Source organism: Sphingomonas parva (ex Maeng et al. 2020) (assembly GCF_004564275.1).
GTDB lineage: Bacteria > Pseudomonadota > Alphaproteobacteria > Sphingomonadales > Sphingomonadaceae > Allosphingosinicella > Allosphingosinicella parva.
Map to the genome: position 1 here is coordinate 24,044 of NZ_SPDV01000069.1, position 14,919 is coordinate 38,962.

The window sequence follows — 14,919 nt, forward strand, 5'->3', positions numbered from 1 at the left end:
CCACGCCCATTCCCTGTCCGAGAAGGTGACGCACGCGATCGAGAGGATCGGACCGATGCGGCGCCTGTTGCGGCAGGCGCAACGCGGCCGCGACGCGCTGGTCAATTCCCGGCTTCCGCGCAGGCAGCGCTAAGCAGGCCAAGCGCCTCAATTGCCCTGATCGGCGTCCTGCATGTTATTGCCGACGGCTTCCGGAGCAGGCTGCTCCGGCGTGGTGCGGCCGTCGACGCCCAGCCAGTCGCGCGGCTCGAGCCGGTAGAGCATGTCCAGCACCTCGAACTCGAGGCCGCCCGGCTGGTTGGTCGAGCTGTTCCACAAGGCGACGACGCCGGACTTGAGCTGCGGATCGAACATCACCAGCGAACGATAGCCGCGCACGCCGCCGCGGTGACCGATCACATGGTGGCCGGCATAATCGTAGATGCGCCAGCCGAGGCCGTAGCTCGCGCTCTTCAGCCGCTCGCGGAACTTGCGCATCCGGCCGAGCTCGCCGGGCGTGTTGACCCGGGGCGCCTGGGCCGCGTCGAGCGCGGTCGGCGTGAGCACGCGCGGGGCGAGCCCCATCTGCGCCTGCATCCAGATCGCCAGATCCTTGATGGTGCTGTTGACGCCGCCCGCCGCGGGCACGCGATAATAAGGCTCGGTGACCTCGACCGGCTTCGAATTCTTGCCGCCGACGTGCGGCCGCGCCCAGCTCGCGGCGGAAACGAGCCCTTCCCGGCTCATGTTGGCGCTGGTCATGCCGAGCGGATCGAACAGCCGCTCCTTCACCGCCTCCGGGTAGGTCTTGCCCGTCACCTTCTCGACCACGTCCGACGCGGAATCATAAGCGACGTTCTGATAAGCGTGGCATTGGCCGGGCGCGCAGATCAGGTTCAAGGTCGACAGCTGGGCCCGCAGCATGCGCGGGTCTTGGCCTTCCTCCAGCTTGTTGTCGAACGCATGGCCGGCGAGCCCGAGGCTGTGGGACAAAGCATTGGCCACGGTCGCACGATTCTCGATTCCGCCGGGGAGGCGAATGGCGGCCGAATATTTGCCGATCGGCTCGTAGAGCGACAATTTGCCCTCGGCGGCGAGCAGCGAGACCATGTCTCCGGCCACGCCCTTCGACACCGAGGCCCAGCGGAACAAGGTGTCGACCCGAACCGGTTCCTCGGTGCCGGCGGTGGTCACGCCATAGCCCTTGAGGAAGCGGATCTGGCCGTTCTCGACGATGCCGACGGCGAGGCCGATCATCCGGTCCTCATGCATCAAGGCGGCGAGGCGGCGATCGAGCCGCTCGTAGTCGATCACGCTGTCCGGCGCCTGCTGGCGCTCGCCGATGCGGGCGATCTGCTCGTTCGAGATCCCGACGCCGCGATCGGGCTCCGCCGCAGGCATCTCGACGCGCCGCGCGGCCCACAGGAAGAAGGCGACGGCAAGGAGCAGGAGGACGAGGACGCCGCCGATCAGCGGCTTGAACACTTTACGCTTCGGCAGCTTCCGAACTCCGGTGGCAATATGAGAGGGCCGGCGGAACGCGCCGCCGGCCGTCCCTATCGAGGCTCCGCCGCCGGGATCAAGCCAGGGCCGATCCTTAGCGGAGCCGTATCGTCTTACCAGATCCTGATACGGTCTTCAGGCTTCAGGTAGAGCTTTCCGTCGCGAACGTTGAACGCCTGGTACCACGGATCGAAGTTGCGAACGACGTTGGGGCGGAAATGGCCCGGCGTGTGCGGATCGGTGGTCAGGATATTGAGCAGCAACGGATCGCGATACTTGTTCCGCCAGACCTGGCCGAAGCCGAGGAAGAAGCGCTGATCGCCGGTGAAGCCGTCGACCATCGGTGCTTCCTTGCCCTTGAGGCTCAGGCGATAGGCGTCATAGGCGATGTTGAGGCCGGCGAGATCGGCCATGTTCTCGCCGAGCGTGAGCTCGCCGTTGACCTTGCTGCCGGGCAGCGGCTCGTACTCGCCATATTGCTTCACGACCTTGGCGGTCATCGCCTTGAAGCGCTCGACGTCGGCGGGAGTCCACCATTCGGCGAGATTCCCCTTGGCGTCGAACTTGGCGCCCTGGTCGTCGAAATGGTGGGTGATCTCATGGCCGATCACGGCGCCAATGCCGCCGTAATTCACCGCATCGTCCGCATTGGGATCGAAGAACGGCGGCTGCAGGATCGCCGCCGGGAACACGATCTCGTTGAGCAGCGGATTGGCGTAGGCGTTCACCGTCTGCGGAGTCATGCCCCACTCGCTGCGGTCGACCGGCTTGCCGATCTTGTTGAGCTGGCGGAGGTATTCGAACTCGGTGGCGCGCAGGCTGTTGCCGACCACGTCACCGCGCTTGACGACGAGCGACGAATAATCGCGCCACTTGTCCGGATAGCCGATCTTCGGCGTGAACGCGGCAAGCTTGGCGCGCGCCTTGGCGCGGGTCTCCGGCGCCATCCACTCGAGCTTCTCGAGACGCGCGTCCATCGCCCTGATCAGGTTCTGGACGAGCTCGTCGGCCTTCGCCTTGGCTTCCGGCGTGAAGTATTTGGCGACGTAGAGCTCGCCGACAGCCTCACCCATCGCGCCGTTGACGACGTCCGCGCCGCGCTTCCAGCGGTCCTTCTGCTTCGGCGTGCCGGAAAGCGTGGTGCCGTAGAACGCGAAATTCTCGTCCGCGATCGCCTTGGGCAGCATGTCGGCGGCCGCCGAGAGGGTGCGGAAGGTCAGATAGTCCTTCCAGGTCTGCAGCGGCTCGGACGCGACCAGCCTGGCCTCGCCGGTGAGCGCGCTCGGCTGCGTGGCGATCACCTGCGGCAGGCTGTCGAGGCTGGCCGCCTTGAGGTAGGTCGCCCAGTCGAAGCCGGGCATCTTCGCGGCGATGCCGTTGGTCGCGACCGGATTGTAGAGCTTGTCGATCTGGCGCGATTCGGCGCGGGTCCAGTGGGTCTGCGCGATCTTCTTCTCGAGATCGTAGATCGCCTTCGCCTTGGCTTCCCCGTTGGCGATGCCGGCGAGGCGGAACATGTTGGCGACGTGCGCCTGATATTTCGCACGCGCCTCGACGAACTTGGCGTTGGAATCGTCGAGATAATAATCACGGTCCGGCAGGCCGAGGCCGCCCTGGCCGAGATAGACCGCGTAGGTGCTGTTGTTCTTCAGGTCCTGCTCGACGCCGGCCGAGAAGGGGGTGGAGATGCCCATCCGATTGGCTTCGCCGAAAGCGCGCGCGAGATCGCTGGTGGTGCGGATCGCGTCGATCTTCGCCAGATAAGGACGCAGCGGCGCCATGCCGGCCTTCTCGATCGCGGCCTCGTCCATGAAGCTGGCGTAGAGATCGCCGACCTTGCGCTGGACGCTGCCCGCCGGCGCATTCGACTTGGCCGCAGCCTCGACGATGTCACGGGTGCGCTGATCGGAAAGGTCGCGCAGAACGCCGAAACCGCCCCAGCTCGAGCGATCGGCAGGGATTTCCGTGGTCTTCGCCCATTGGCCGTTCGCGAAATCGAAGAAGCTGTCGCCCGGATTGGCGGCCTTGTTCATGCCCTGAACGTCGAAGCCCCAGGTCCCGAGCTCGGGCTTGCCAGCCTTCGCCGCCGCAGCAGCGTGGCCTGCATGCTGGGCAACGGCCGGAACGGCCGAGCCGACGAGCGCGAGCGCAGCCGCGCCGGACAACATCATGTACTTGATCATATAAGACTTTTCCCCACCCAAGGTTGGTAGCGAACGGCTTAGACGGGCTTACCCGCCTTGGGAAGCGTCGGCAGGTACGGGGGAAAAATTTCTCGCAAGATCGGCCAATAGCGGCCGAAAGAGGATCAGGCGCGCACGATCTCGAGCGTGACCTGGGCCTTGCCGCTGCGCAGCATGGCGATCTCGCGCGCCGCGGCGAGCGAGACGTCGATCACGCGGTGCTTGAGGAACGGGCCGCGGTCGTTGACGCGGACGATGACCGACTTGCCGTTGGCCTTGTTGGTCACGCGCAGCTTGGTGCCGAGCGGCAGGGTGCGGTGTGCGGCAGTCAGGGCAGACGGGTTGAAGCGCTCGCCGCTCGCGGTGCGGTTACCCGCCAGCTCGGCGCCGTAATAGCTCGCTTCGCCACCGCCAATCGCTTCAAAAGCAGCGATTTTCTCTTCCGCGGCAGGAACCGAGAGGGCCTTGATGGGTTCTTCTTCCAATGCTGCGACACTGGTCGCAAGCGTATCGATGCGGCTGGCGTCAGCGGCAACGGCGAAGCTCGGTCCCGTGGCGAGAAGCCCGGCGAGAACAGCGGCGGTTGCGGCGCCCTTGCGCATCGAAGAAATCATACTGGAGCCCCTCGGCCGTTTCAGATGCCAGCGGGGTAGCCGGCGATCGTTACGGAGTCCCATTCGTTACGGCGACGTGAAACGATTCCGGGATGAATCGTTTGCGTTCCCCTCGGCCTCGACAACTCGTCGCTCCGCTGCCACGCTTCACCGGTGCAAGAGAAAGAACTTCGGCTGGCCCTCGTCTGTTACGGGGGAATCAGCCTCGCCGTTTACATGCATGGCATCACCAAGGAGGTGTGGCGGCTGGCCCGCGCGAGCCGCGCCTTCCACGCCCGCGACGCTTCCGACGAAGGTAGCGAAGCAGTCTACCGCCGCCTGCTCGAGGCCATCGCCGCCGAGGCCGGCACCGAGCTCCGCGTGCTCGTCGACATACTGGCCGGCGCCAGCGCGGGCGGAATCAACGCCATCTTCCTCGCCGAGGCGATCTCGACCGGGCGCTCGCTCGATCCGCTCACCGATCTGTGGCTGACCACCGCCGACGTCGACCACCTGCTCGACCCCGAGGTAAGCACCGTCTCGCGCATCGCCAAGGCGGCGGCGGTACCGGTCGCCTGGGCGCTCTCCGCCCGCCGCAACTCCAACGTCGAGCAGACGGTCGAGGCGGCGCATCGCGACGAGATTCGGGCGAAGCTCGCCAATTTCGTCCGGGCCCGCTGGTTCGCCCCGCCGTTCGGCGGCGCCGGCTTCACCGGGCTGCTCCTCGACGCTTTCGATGCGATGGCGGCCAGTCCCGCCGGTCCGCCGCTGCTGCCGGTCTACCAGCCGCTCGACCTCTTCGTCACCGTGACGGATTTCCACGGCTATCCGGTGCGGCTGCGGCTCAACTCGCCGGACGAAGTGGTGGAGCAGGAACACCGCCTCACCCTCTCTTATTCGGACCCCGGCGGGGACGATCGCGGCCTGGCGCACGCCGCCGAGCTCACCTTCGCGGCGCGCGCTACCGCCAGCTTCCCGGGCGCCTTCCCGCCGTTCCAGGTCGGCGAGCTCGATGCCGAGCTCGCCCGGCGCAACCGCGACTGGCCCGAGCGCACGGCGTTCCTCGCCCGCGCGCTCCCGCGCCATTCCGCGATCGGCGACGTCGAGGCGGCGGTGCTGATCGACGGCTCGGTGCTCGCCAACGCGCCGTTCCGCCCCGCGATACGGGCGCTGCGCAATCGTCCGGCGCGGCGCGAAGTCGATCGCCGCTTCGTCTACATCGACCCGAAGCCGGGAGTGGCGTCGGTGCGGCTCGGCGGCGGCGGCGAAAGCGATCCGCCGGGCTTCTTCGCCACCATCTTCGGCGCGCTCTCGGACATCCCGCGCGAGCAGCCGATCCGCGACAATCTCGAGGCGATCGAGGGCCGATCGTCGCGAATCCGACGGCTGCGGCGGATCGTTGCCGCGATGCGGCCCGAGGTCGAGGCCGCGATCGAGCGCGCGTTCGGCGCCACCCTGCTGCTGCTCCGGCCGACCGCGGCGCGGCTCGCCGGCTGGAGGACCAAGGCGCAGAACTTCGCCGCGCGCGAGGCGGGCTATGCCTATGCGGCCTACGGTCATCTCAAGCTCTCCACCGTCGCCGAGGAGATCGCCGCCCTGCTGTTCGATCAGACCGGCGGCGACCGCGGCCGGCGCGAGCGCGTGCGCCAGGCGGTGTGGAAAGCGATCCGGAGACGCGAGCTCGATGCGCCCGAGGCGATGACCGCATCCGGCGCGCGCCCCGAGGTGATCCTCTTCCTGCGCAGCTTCGATCTCGGCTTTCGGATCCGCCGGCTTCGCTTCCTCGCCCGGCACCTGGGGGAGATCGCGGCGCGCGACGAAGCTCCGCGGGAGGCGATCGAGCAGATGCGCGAGGCCGTCTACGAGACGATCGGCCGCTACACGGCGGCGGCCGACCTCAAGGGCGACGTGCTTCCCGATGCGGAGACCGACGCCGAAGCTGCGATGGCGGCGCTTGCGGAACGCATGGGTCTCAAGGCTCTTGATGACGAAGCGGACGCCCGCATCACCGAGGTTCTCGCCCTCTTCCCGAAGCCCGAGCGGCGCTCGCTGATCCTGACCTATCTTGGCTTCCCCTTCTACGACATCGCCACCCTCCCCCTCCTCCAGGGCGAGGGGCTCGACGAATTCGATCCGATCAAGGTCGACCGGATCTCGCCGGACGACGCGATGGCGATCCGCGAGGGCGGTGCAGCGGCGACCCTGAAGGGCATCCAGTTCAACAGTTTCGGCGCCTTCTTCAGCCGCGCCTATCGCGAGAACGACTATCTCTGGGGCCGCCTGCACGGCGCCGATCGCCTGATCGACATCACCGTTTCGGCGCTGCCCGAAGGCTCGCGGCTGCCCGCCGGCAAAGTGGCGTCGCTCAAGCGGGACGCGTTCCGGGCGATCCTCGAAGAGGAACGGTCCCGACTGACCAGCATCGACACATTGTTCGAGGACCTGGAGCGCGAGATCGGCTGACACGGTCGCCGCCGCGCCGCGACACGGTTGCGCCGGCCGCGCCGCCGCCATAAGCAGGAGGCGACGCGCGCGGGAGGCGGTCTCACATGCAATTCCTGAAGACCCTTTTCTGGGTGGTGGTGGCGGTGATCGCCGTGCTGGTCGCCAAGGCCAATTGGCTGAACGTCGAGCTCAAGCTCTGGGGCGGCCTGGTGGCCGACGTGAAGCTGCCGATCCTGCTCATCGGCTTCTTCCTGCTCGGCCTGCTGCCGACGATGCTGATCTACCGCGCCCGGCTCTGGTCGCTGAAGCGCCGGCTCGAGCCGCTGGAGCGCAACGCCGCGCCCGTGCCGGCGACGAGCAGCACGCCCGCGCCGACCGCGGCGCCGGTCTCCGTCGACAATGGCGAGCAGCGGCTCGCGACCGACAGCAAGATCTGGCCGACGGCATGAGCAGCCCGATCTTCGTCGCGATCGATACGCCCGATCTCGAGCGGGCGAAGACGATCGCGACGCGCATCCGCAATCATGTCGGCGGGATCAAGCTCGGGCTCGAATTCTTCTGCGCCAACGGCCGCCAGGGCATCCGCGAGATGGCCGATCTCGGTCTGCCCGTCTTCCTCGATCTGAAGCTGCACGACATCCCGAATACGGTCGGCAAGGCGGTGCAGGCGCTGCGTCCGCTGGAGCCTGCCATCCTCACCGTCCACGCCGCCGGCGGGCGGGCGATGCTCGAGGACGCAAAGGCCGCGGCGCCGCTCGGCACCAAGGTCGTCGCCGTCACCGTGCTGACCAGCCTCGATCGCAGCGATCTCGGCGCGATCGGCGTCGAGGACGAACCGCACGACCAGGTGGCACGGCTGACCGGGCTCGCCCGCGAGGCCGGTCTCGACGGCGTGGTCTGCTCCGGCAACGAGGTGGCCGCCGCCCGCGCATCCTGGCCGGACGGCTTCTTCGTCGTTCCGGGCGTCCGCCCGGCCGATGCGCAGGCCGGGGACCAGAAACGGGTGGTCACGCCGCGCGCTGCCCTCGACGCCGGCGCGAGCATCCTCGTGATCGGCCGTCCGATCACCCAGGCACAGGATCCGGATCTCGCCGCCCGCGCGATCGCGGCGACGCTCTGACGCTGCGAGCTTTAGTCCGGAGGTAGACAAGCCTCTGCCGGGGGCTCTATCGGCGCCCTATATTCTTGATCCGTGCGCGACTGCGCGGCCGGCACCCTCCGCGCCGCCCTCACGCTCCAGGAGATTTCGACATGAGCTGGCTGAACCGAGTCCGCAACTCCATCCCCTTCCTGCCCAAGCGTGAGACGGCGGAGAACCTCTGGCATAAATGCCGCCAGTGCAACGCGATGGTCTTCATCAAGGAGTGGGAGGACAATGATTCGGTCTGCCCGCGCTGCGACTATCACGGCCGTATCGGCCCCAGCGCGCGGTTCGAGCGGCTGCTCGATCCCGGCTACACCCTTCTGCCCTCGCCGCAGGTCCGCGAGGATCCGCTGAAGTTCCGCGATTCCAAGCGCTACACCGATCGGATCAAGGCCGCCCGCCAGCAGACCGGCGAGACCGATGCGCTGCAGAATGCGCGCGGCACGATCGAGGGCCGCAAGGTGGTGATCGGAGTCCAGGACTTCGCCTTCATGGGTGGGTCGATGGGCCTCGCGGTCGGTGCTGCGTTCGTCGAGGGCGTGCGCGCCGCCATCCGCGATCAGGCCCCCTACATCATCTTCACCGCGGCGGGCGGCGCGCGCATGCAGGAGGGCATCCTCTCTTTGATGCAGATGCCGAGGACGACCGTGGCGATCGCCGAGCTGCGCGAAGCGGGGCTGCCCTACATCGTCGTGCTCACCGATCCGACCACCGGCGGCGTCACCGCCTCCTACGCCATGCTCGGCGACGTGCAGATCGCCGAGCCGGGCGCGCTGATCGGCTTCGCCGGCCAGCGGGTGATCGAATCGACGATCCGCGAGAAGCTGCCCGAGGGCTTCCAGCGCGCCGAATATCTGCTCGAGCACGGGATGATCGACATGGTCGTCCACCGAAAGGACCTGCGCGCCACCCTCGCCTCCCTCGCCGACTATCTGGTCCGGGAAAAGGCGGCGGCGTGACCAATCTCCCCTCCCGCGCGCGGGAGGGGTCGGGGGTGGGGCCGACCCGTCTCTGCCCCACCGCGGTTGCGGCCCAAGGCGAAGGCCGCTGATGGCCGATCGCGCCGTCTCCGACGATCCGCGGGTCCAGCGCCAGCTCGACCGGCTCGCCAGCCTCTCGCCCGGCGCCGACATCCTCGGCCTCGATCGCATCTCCGCTCTGCTCGCGCGGCTCGGCAACCCCGAGCGGCGCCTGCCGCCGGTGCTCCATGTCGCCGGCACCAACGGCAAGGGCTCGACCTGCGCCTTCCTGCGCGCGGCGATCGAGGCGTCGGGGCTGAGCACCCATGTCTACACCAGCCCGCATCTCGTCCGCTTCAACGAGCGCATCCGGATCGCCGGCAGCCTGATCGATGACGGGCTTCTCGCCGAGCTGCTCGGGGAAGTGTTCGACGCGGGCGTAGGCATCGGCCCCAGCTTTTTCGAGGCGACCACCGCGGCGGCTTTCCTCGCCTTCGCCCGCACGCCGGCGGACGCGTGCATCGTCGAGGTCGGCCTCGGCGGCCGGCTCGACGCCACCAACGTCATCCCCTCTCCCGCGGCCTGCGGCATCGCCCAGCTCGGGCTCGACCACCAGGCCTTTCTCGGCAGCCGGATCGAGGACATCGCGGCGGAGAAAGCCGGGATCGCGAAGCGGGGCGTTCCGCTCGTCACCCAGCAATATGCCGAGCCGCTCGCCGCACGCGTCGCGGCCGCGGCGGACGCGGCGGGCGCGAGATGGCTGCCGCGCGGACAGGGTTGGGAGGCGGCGCCCTATCGTCAGCATCTTCATTATCGCGACGAGTCCGGCCGGCTCGAGCTGCCGCTGCCGCGCCTGGCAGGCGCGCATCAGGCGACCAACGCGGCGCTCGCGGTGGCGATGCTCCGCCACCAGCACGAGGTGCCGGTGCGCGAATCGGGATTGCGCGCGGCGATGGGCTGGGCCGAATGGCCGGCCCGGCTGCAGCGGCTCGGCGACGGGCCGCTTCACGCGCTCCTGCCGAGGGGATCCGAGCTCTGGCTCGACGGCGGCCACAATCCGGCCGCGGCGCGGGCCATCGCCGACTTCTTCCGCAGCCACGTGCCCAGCGAACGGCCGTTCCACATCGTCTTCGGGCTGCTCGCCAACAAGGACGTCACGGGCGTGCTGAAGCCCTTCTCCAACCGGGCGATGACGCTGCACGCCGTGCCCGTCCCCGATCATGACTGTCACGCGCCGGCTGACCTGGTGCAGGCGGCGCGCGCCAGCGGAATCAGCGCGGTCGCGGCGGAGGATGTCGAGCGCGCCCTCGCCTGGATCGGCCGTGACGCCGACCGGAGCCAGTCGCCGATCGTGCTGATCATGGGCTCGCTCTACCTCGCCGGCGACGTCCTGCGCCGGAACGGCCAGCCGCCGGTCTAGCCGATCAAGGCTGGGCCGCGCGCAGCTCGGCGAGAGTACGCGCCGCCCATTCGTACATCGCGGCGTCGCGCATCCGCTCGAGGCGATCGATTCGGCGGGCGCGCCGCTCGGCCTCCTCGAGCGGGGCGATCGCCTCGTCGAACCGGCCGACCCGGATCAGCAGCGCCGCCTGGCGGCACTGCGCCTCGGCACCGGCAAGACGGCTGCCGACGTCCTCATACAGGGCGAGCGCACGATCCTCGTCGCCCATTTCGTCGAGGCTTCGTGCCAGCAGCAACGTGACCCGATCATTCTCCGACGCCGATCCGGACGGAGGGAGCTCCTCGAGCAGGGCATGGGCGGGACGTGCGTTGCCGGCCTCGAGCTCGGCCCGGGCGAGCTTGACCTTGCAGGCCCGATCGCGCCCGCCGGCGCTCTTCGCCAGGGCCTGGGCGTAATGGACCGCGGCCTCCGCCCAGGCGCCCGTCTCCGCCAGCGCGTCGCCGAGCGCGCTCTGATTGGCGGCGGTGTCGGCCATGTCGAGCGCCTCGCGCGCCCTGCGGACCGCGCGCTGCGGATCGAGCTTGCGCGACATGGCCGCTCTCACGGCCCGAACCTCGCGGCGTCCCGCATGCGCCGGCAGGATCTCGAACCAGGCATAGGCCAGGCAGCCGAGCAGCGGGAAGACGAGGATGGCGACAATCCACAGCCGGCTGCAGGCGTGCCGGATGCAGTGGACGACGCAGCAAAGCTGCAGCGCCAGGATGAGGACGAGGAGGGCCATCAGCCCGGCGTGTCACCCACCACCGCGTGCGCGGCATCGCTGGGAGGCACCAGTTCCGGAGCGGCCTCCGAGCGCCGGTTCTGCCAGCTCGTGCGGATCCATTCGAGGATGCAGAAGACCACCGCGATGCAGCCCAGCCCCGCCGTCACATAGAAGACGGTGACGTAGCCATCCGTCTCGATCATTTCCCCGAGCGCGCCGCGCCCGAGCGAGCCGACGAGCAGCGTCAACGAGGAAAGCAGCGCGTATTGCACCGCGCTATAGTCCTTGCTCGCGATCGACGAGAGGTAGGCGACATAGGCCGCGCCGGCGAGGCCGCCGGCGATGTTCTCGCCCGATATGGCGATCATCAGCCGCACCATGCGGGGATCGACCCCCATCGCGTTGAGTCCGAAGGTGTTCGCAAAGGCATCGATATACTGCGATCCGGCCGCCAGATCGGCATAGAGGAGGTTGGTCGCCGCGGCGACGATCGCGCCGAGGATCAGCGTCGGGAATCGCCCGAGGACGACGAACAGGACGCCGCCGATCGCAATGCCGGCGATGGTCATGAAGACGCCGAAGACCTTCGAGGCGAAGGCGACCTCGTCGGCGCTGTACTGCAGCTCGGACAGATAGAATGGAAAGGCGAACGGGCCCCAGATCGAGTCGGTGAGGCGGTAGGTGAGAATGATGCCGAGCGCGACGATCACGCCCCAGCGCAGGCGGCCGACGAGATCGACGAGCGGCAGGAGCAGCGCCGAATAAGCGTGATCCGCCGCGCGCTGCGTGCCGCTGGTCGCCGGCGCCGCCTCGGTAAGAACGTTGCGGCCTCGCGCGCGCAGCCAGTTGAAATAGGCGGCGACCAACGCCGGGAGCACGACCGTGGCGGCGATGATCCAGGGCCCGGTCGAGGAGGTGAACTCGCTCGCTTTCGGCGGGTTCGGATCTCCCGGCTGAACCGAGAGGATCCGCACCATGAAGATGGCGACGGTGGCGATCGCCCAGGCCCAGCCGAGCCCGACGATCACCAGGCCCGTAGCCCGCAGCTTGGGATGGACGGCGCCGGGCTCACGCAGCTCGCGAAAGCCCAGGCCCTCGGCGGGCCGCGCCGTGTCGGGCGCGAGCAGGGTGGCGATCACCGTCGCGGCCATGACGACGCCCATCACCAGATAGACGCCGGGCCAGCTGATCCGGGCGGAGAGGACGAGCGCCAGAGCGCCGCCGACGAGCGCCGCGGTTCGAAAGCCCATTTGATAGATCGAGGAGAGGATCTCGACGGTCGCCGTCTCGTCGGCGACGTCGATCCGCCAGGCGTCGATCACCACGTCCTGCGTCGCCGACGCGAAGGCGCCGATCACCGCCACCAGCGCGAACGTGCCGATGGCGAGCGCCGGGTCGGTCAGCGACAACGATACGAAGGTGAGCGCCAGAACGAGCTGGCAAACGATCAGCCAGCCGCGTCGCCGCCCGAGCCGGCCGAGGACCGGCAGCCGCGTGCGGTCGACCAGCGGCGACCAGAGGAACTTGAAGGCGTAGGCGAGGCCGATCCAGGAAATGATGCCGATGGTCGCCAGATCCACCTTGGCTTCGCCCAGCCAGGCATTGAGCGTGCCGACCAGCAGGGAGAAAGGCAGGCCCGCCGAGAAGCCGAAGACCAGCATGATCGCGGTCTTGCGGTTCCGGAGCGCGGCTCCGAGGAGCCGTAGGCCGCCAAGTTTCTTCTCCGCCTGCGCCACGCTTTCGCTCCGTTGTTCTCCGAGGTGGCGAAGCTTTAGCGACTTTGCGGCGCGAGGAAAGCCGCCCCGCTTGCCTTCCGGCCCGAGCGGCCGCACCATGAGCGGCGATGGACATGCCTCTCCAGCAACGCCCGACGGCGGGGCAGCGCGCGCTCGCGGCGAGTGTGGCCCGGAGCGAGAGCACCTATGGCGCGGCGGTCACTCATGTCGAGGCGCGCGCCTACACGGATCCCGTGCGCTTCGCGGCGGAAAAAGCGGCCATCTTCGGCAGGCTGCCGCAGGTGATCGCGCCGTCGGCGCTGCTGCCGCGTTCCGGCATGGCGGTGCCGCACGACGGCTTCGGCGTTCCGCTGCTTCTCACCCGGGACAAAAGCGGCCGGGCGCACGTCTTCTTCAACGTCTGCCGGCACCGCGGCACGCGGCTTGTCGAGGGCTGCGACGCGATGGCAGCGCCGCGGCTCGTCTGCCCTTATCATGCCTGGAGCTACGCGCTCGACGGCGCGCTGGTCGGCCTGCCGCGCACGGACAGTTTCCCCGGCCTGGAGAAGCAGGCGCACGGCCTCAGGGAGCTGCCGTGCCGCGAGGCGGGCGGACTGATCTGGTTCGCCTTCGAGAACGCCGATCTTTCCGAGGCGGAGGCGCTCTCACCCGAGTTCGACGCCTTCGGTCTCGGCGATCACCATCTTTACAAGCGGCGTATCCATGACGTCGCGGGCAACTGGAAGCTGATCATGGACGCCTTCCTGGAGGGCTACCACGTCCAGCGCCTGCACAGCCGGACGATCGGGCGGTTCTTCGCAGACGGCGTCAGCGCCGCCGACACGATCGGCCGCCACCAGAGGTCGGCGGTCGGGCGGAGCGAGCACCTCGCGCTCGTCGACCCGGAGGATCTGGCCGCGGTCCGCGGCGCGATCACCTTCGCCTACCAGCTCTTCCCCGCCACGGTGATCGTGGTCAGCCCCGATTACGTGAATTTGATGGTGCTGATGCCGCAGGCGAGCGGCCGGACCCTGGTCGAGGATTTCATGCTCGTCCCACGTCCGCCCGAGACGGAGGAAGAGGAGGAGCATTGGGCGAAGAGCTGGGCGCTGCTCGACCAAGGCGTGTTCGGCGGCGAGGATTTCCGGGCCGCGGCGCTCGGCCAGCAGGGGCTCGAATCCGGCGCCCTCGACACCCTCACCCTCGGCACGCTCGAAACCGGGATCCGCTACTTCCACGACGCGGTGGAGGCGGCGCTCGACGATCCATGACGCGTCGGACGCCGGGACTTCAGGTCGGAAGGGCGCGGGCGACATGGACGGTCGCTGTGCGGACGCTCCCGGGGATCCCGGCCTCCGCCGGGGATGACGAGGGAGTTCGAGCGGTCAGACTCCCTCGTAGAAGCTCAGGCCCGCAGGCAGGCGCTTCACGGTCTCACCCTGGAGCTTGCGGTCGAGAGCGTTGAGCGCGGTGCGCAGGATCTTGTCACTATAGGGCTTGGCCAGGCAGCCGATGCCGAGGCTGCGCGCCTCGATCGGGCAATTGCCGGTGACGAACAGGACCGGCACCTTCTTCGCTGCCGCGGCGCGCGCGACGTCCATGCCGTCGCCTTCGCCGCGCAGGACGATATCGGAGAGGACGAGATCGATCTCCTGCTCGGCGAGTACGCGCACCGCATCGGCGAGGGTGTCGACCGTCGCCACCACCTCGTAGCCGGCCTCGCCGAGCGAATATTCATTGTCGAAGGCGACCAAAGGCTCGTCCTCGACGATGAGGATACGGCGGATTGCCCTTTCGCGTTTGCCGAACAGCATTATATGCGCGTCTCGCCTTTACCGGTGATCGGTGTAGGCGCGTAACGAGCGACGCGGCCTGCGGTGCCGAGCGCAGCCGGTCGGTCCGGCGCGATTTTCCGGCCGTCCGGCTTCAACGATGGAGATCTCCCCTGCGACCGCCCCGCCGCCCCTCCGATCCGAACAAGCCGAAGCGTCCGGTTAGGGGCCGCGGTGACGCACGCTCCGGCGGCACGCGCACCGGCGGCAGTGGCAGCAGCGGCGGCCGCGCCGCTCGTGAACCGAGCGCGAGCGATCCCCGATCCCCGCGCGGCGGAGAAAAGGGTACGCCGCGCTTCCGCGAGGAGCGCCCGGCGCGCGGCCGCGACGAACGCCCTTCGCGCAGCGGTGATGCGCGCCCGTCCCGGGGGCACGACGGCCGCGCCGCGCGCGGCGGCGAC

At 68.7% G+C, this 14,919-nt stretch carries 12 protein-coding genes; 6 read left to right on the forward strand and 6 right to left on the reverse strand.

Annotation, left to right across the window (positions count from 1 at the left end; translation table 11 throughout):
* Positions 1 to 147: 147 nt before the first annotated feature.
* The 3 genes from E2493_RS19670 to E2493_RS19680 form a co-directional block, all read right to left on the reverse strand.
* Complete coding sequence (locus E2493_RS19670) at positions 148 to 1,464, reverse strand: serine hydrolase domain-containing protein (protein WP_135090291.1); 1,317 nt, start codon at positions 1,462 to 1,464, stop codon at positions 148 to 150.
* Between the two features lie 131 nt (positions 1,465 to 1,595).
* Complete coding sequence (locus E2493_RS19675) at positions 1,596 to 3,665, reverse strand: M13 family metallopeptidase (protein ID WP_135090293.1); 2,070 nt, start codon at positions 3,663 to 3,665, stop codon at positions 1,596 to 1,598.
* Between the two features lie 125 nt (positions 3,666 to 3,790).
* Positions 3,791 to 4,267: a septal ring lytic transglycosylase RlpA family protein gene (locus tag E2493_RS19680; RefSeq protein ID WP_135090295.1), complete on the reverse strand. Its 477-nt coding sequence runs from the start codon at positions 4,265 to 4,267 to the stop codon at positions 3,791 to 3,793.
* A 165-nt stretch (positions 4,268 to 4,432) separates the two neighbouring features.
* Here E2493_RS19680 and E2493_RS19685 point away from each other — a divergent pair, with 165 nt between their 5' ends.
* From E2493_RS19685 to E2493_RS19705, 5 genes are all read left to right on the forward strand, one after another.
* A complete protein-coding gene (locus tag E2493_RS19685) occupies positions 4,433 to 6,721 on the forward strand; it encodes a patatin-like protein (protein ID WP_135090297.1) in 2,289 nt (762 codons plus the stop codon).
* An 86-nt stretch (positions 6,722 to 6,807) separates the two neighbouring features.
* A complete protein-coding gene (locus tag E2493_RS19690; protein WP_135090299.1) occupies positions 6,808 to 7,152 on the forward strand; it encodes a hypothetical protein in 345 nt (114 codons plus the stop codon).
* On the forward strand, positions 7,149 to 7,823 hold the full coding sequence (gene pyrF / locus E2493_RS19695) for an orotidine-5'-phosphate decarboxylase (RefSeq protein ID WP_135090301.1): 675 nt from the start codon (positions 7,149 to 7,151) through the stop codon (positions 7,821 to 7,823). The genes E2493_RS19690 and pyrF overlap by 4 nt, the downstream gene beginning before the upstream one ends.
* 131 nt (positions 7,824 to 7,954) lie before the next feature.
* Positions 7,955 to 8,806, forward strand: coding sequence for an acetyl-CoA carboxylase, carboxyltransferase subunit beta (gene accD, locus E2493_RS19700; protein WP_135090303.1), 852 nt, complete (start codon positions 7,955 to 7,957; stop codon positions 8,804 to 8,806).
* A 91-nt stretch (positions 8,807 to 8,897) separates the two neighbouring features.
* Entirely contained in the window at positions 8,898 to 10,226 is a 1,329-nt protein-coding gene (locus E2493_RS19705) for a bifunctional folylpolyglutamate synthase/dihydrofolate synthase (RefSeq protein WP_135090305.1), read from the forward strand.
* Between the two features lie 4 nt (positions 10,227 to 10,230).
* On the opposite strand, the gene E2493_RS19710 is transcribed toward E2493_RS19705, so the two are convergent.
* A complete protein-coding gene (locus E2493_RS19710; RefSeq protein WP_135090307.1) occupies positions 10,231 to 10,989 on the reverse strand; it encodes a hypothetical protein in 759 nt (252 codons plus the stop codon).
* Positions 10,989 to 12,707, reverse strand: a complete 1,719-nt coding sequence (locus tag E2493_RS19715; protein WP_318531715.1) for an AmpG family muropeptide MFS transporter — start codon at positions 12,705 to 12,707, stop codon at positions 10,989 to 10,991. Before E2493_RS19715 ends, E2493_RS19710 begins: the two co-directional genes overlap by 1 nt.
* A 107-nt stretch (positions 12,708 to 12,814) precedes the next feature.
* Here E2493_RS19715 and E2493_RS19720 point away from each other — a divergent pair, with 107 nt between their 5' ends.
* A complete protein-coding gene (locus E2493_RS19720; RefSeq protein ID WP_135090309.1) occupies positions 12,815 to 13,957 on the forward strand; it encodes an aromatic ring-hydroxylating oxygenase subunit alpha in 1,143 nt (380 codons plus the stop codon).
* Between the two features lie 114 nt (positions 13,958 to 14,071).
* Here the strand turns inward: E2493_RS19720 and E2493_RS19725 are convergent, their stop codons facing one another.
* Positions 14,072 to 14,500, reverse strand: coding sequence for a response regulator (locus E2493_RS19725; protein WP_135090311.1), 429 nt, complete (start codon positions 14,498 to 14,500; stop codon positions 14,072 to 14,074).
* Positions 14,501 to 14,919: the final 419 nt, after the last annotated feature.

What these genes read in the sequence shown, in the direction of transcription:
- E2493_RS19705 (WP_135090305.1), top strand. Translation starts at nt 8,898, where the DNA reads ATGGCCGATCGCGCCGTCTCCGACGATCCGCGGGTCCAGCGCCAGCTC.
- E2493_RS19710 (WP_135090307.1), bottom strand. Translation starts at nt 10,989, where the DNA reads ATGGCCCTCCTCGTCCTCATCCTGGCGCTGCAGCTTTGCTGCGTCGTC.
- accD (WP_135090303.1), top strand. Translation starts at nt 7,955, where the DNA reads ATGAGCTGGCTGAACCGAGTCCGCAACTCCATCCCCTTCCTGCCCAAG.
- pyrF (WP_135090301.1), top strand. Translation starts at nt 7,149, where the DNA reads ATGAGCAGCCCGATCTTCGTCGCGATCGATACGCCCGATCTCGAGCGG.
- E2493_RS19680 (WP_135090295.1), bottom strand. Translation starts at nt 4,267, where the DNA reads ATGCGCAAGGGCGCCGCAACCGCCGCTGTTCTCGCCGGGCTTCTCGCC.
- E2493_RS19720 (WP_135090309.1), top strand. Translation starts at nt 12,815, where the DNA reads ATGGACATGCCTCTCCAGCAACGCCCGACGGCGGGGCAGCGCGCGCTC.
- E2493_RS19725 (WP_135090311.1), bottom strand. Translation starts at nt 14,500, where the DNA reads ATGCTGTTCGGCAAACGCGAAAGGGCAATCCGCCGTATCCTCATCGTC.
- E2493_RS19675 (WP_135090293.1), bottom strand. Translation starts at nt 3,665, where the DNA reads ATGATCAAGTACATGATGTTGTCCGGCGCGGCTGCGCTCGCGCTCGTC.
- E2493_RS19690 (WP_135090299.1), top strand. Translation starts at nt 6,808, where the DNA reads ATGCAATTCCTGAAGACCCTTTTCTGGGTGGTGGTGGCGGTGATCGCC.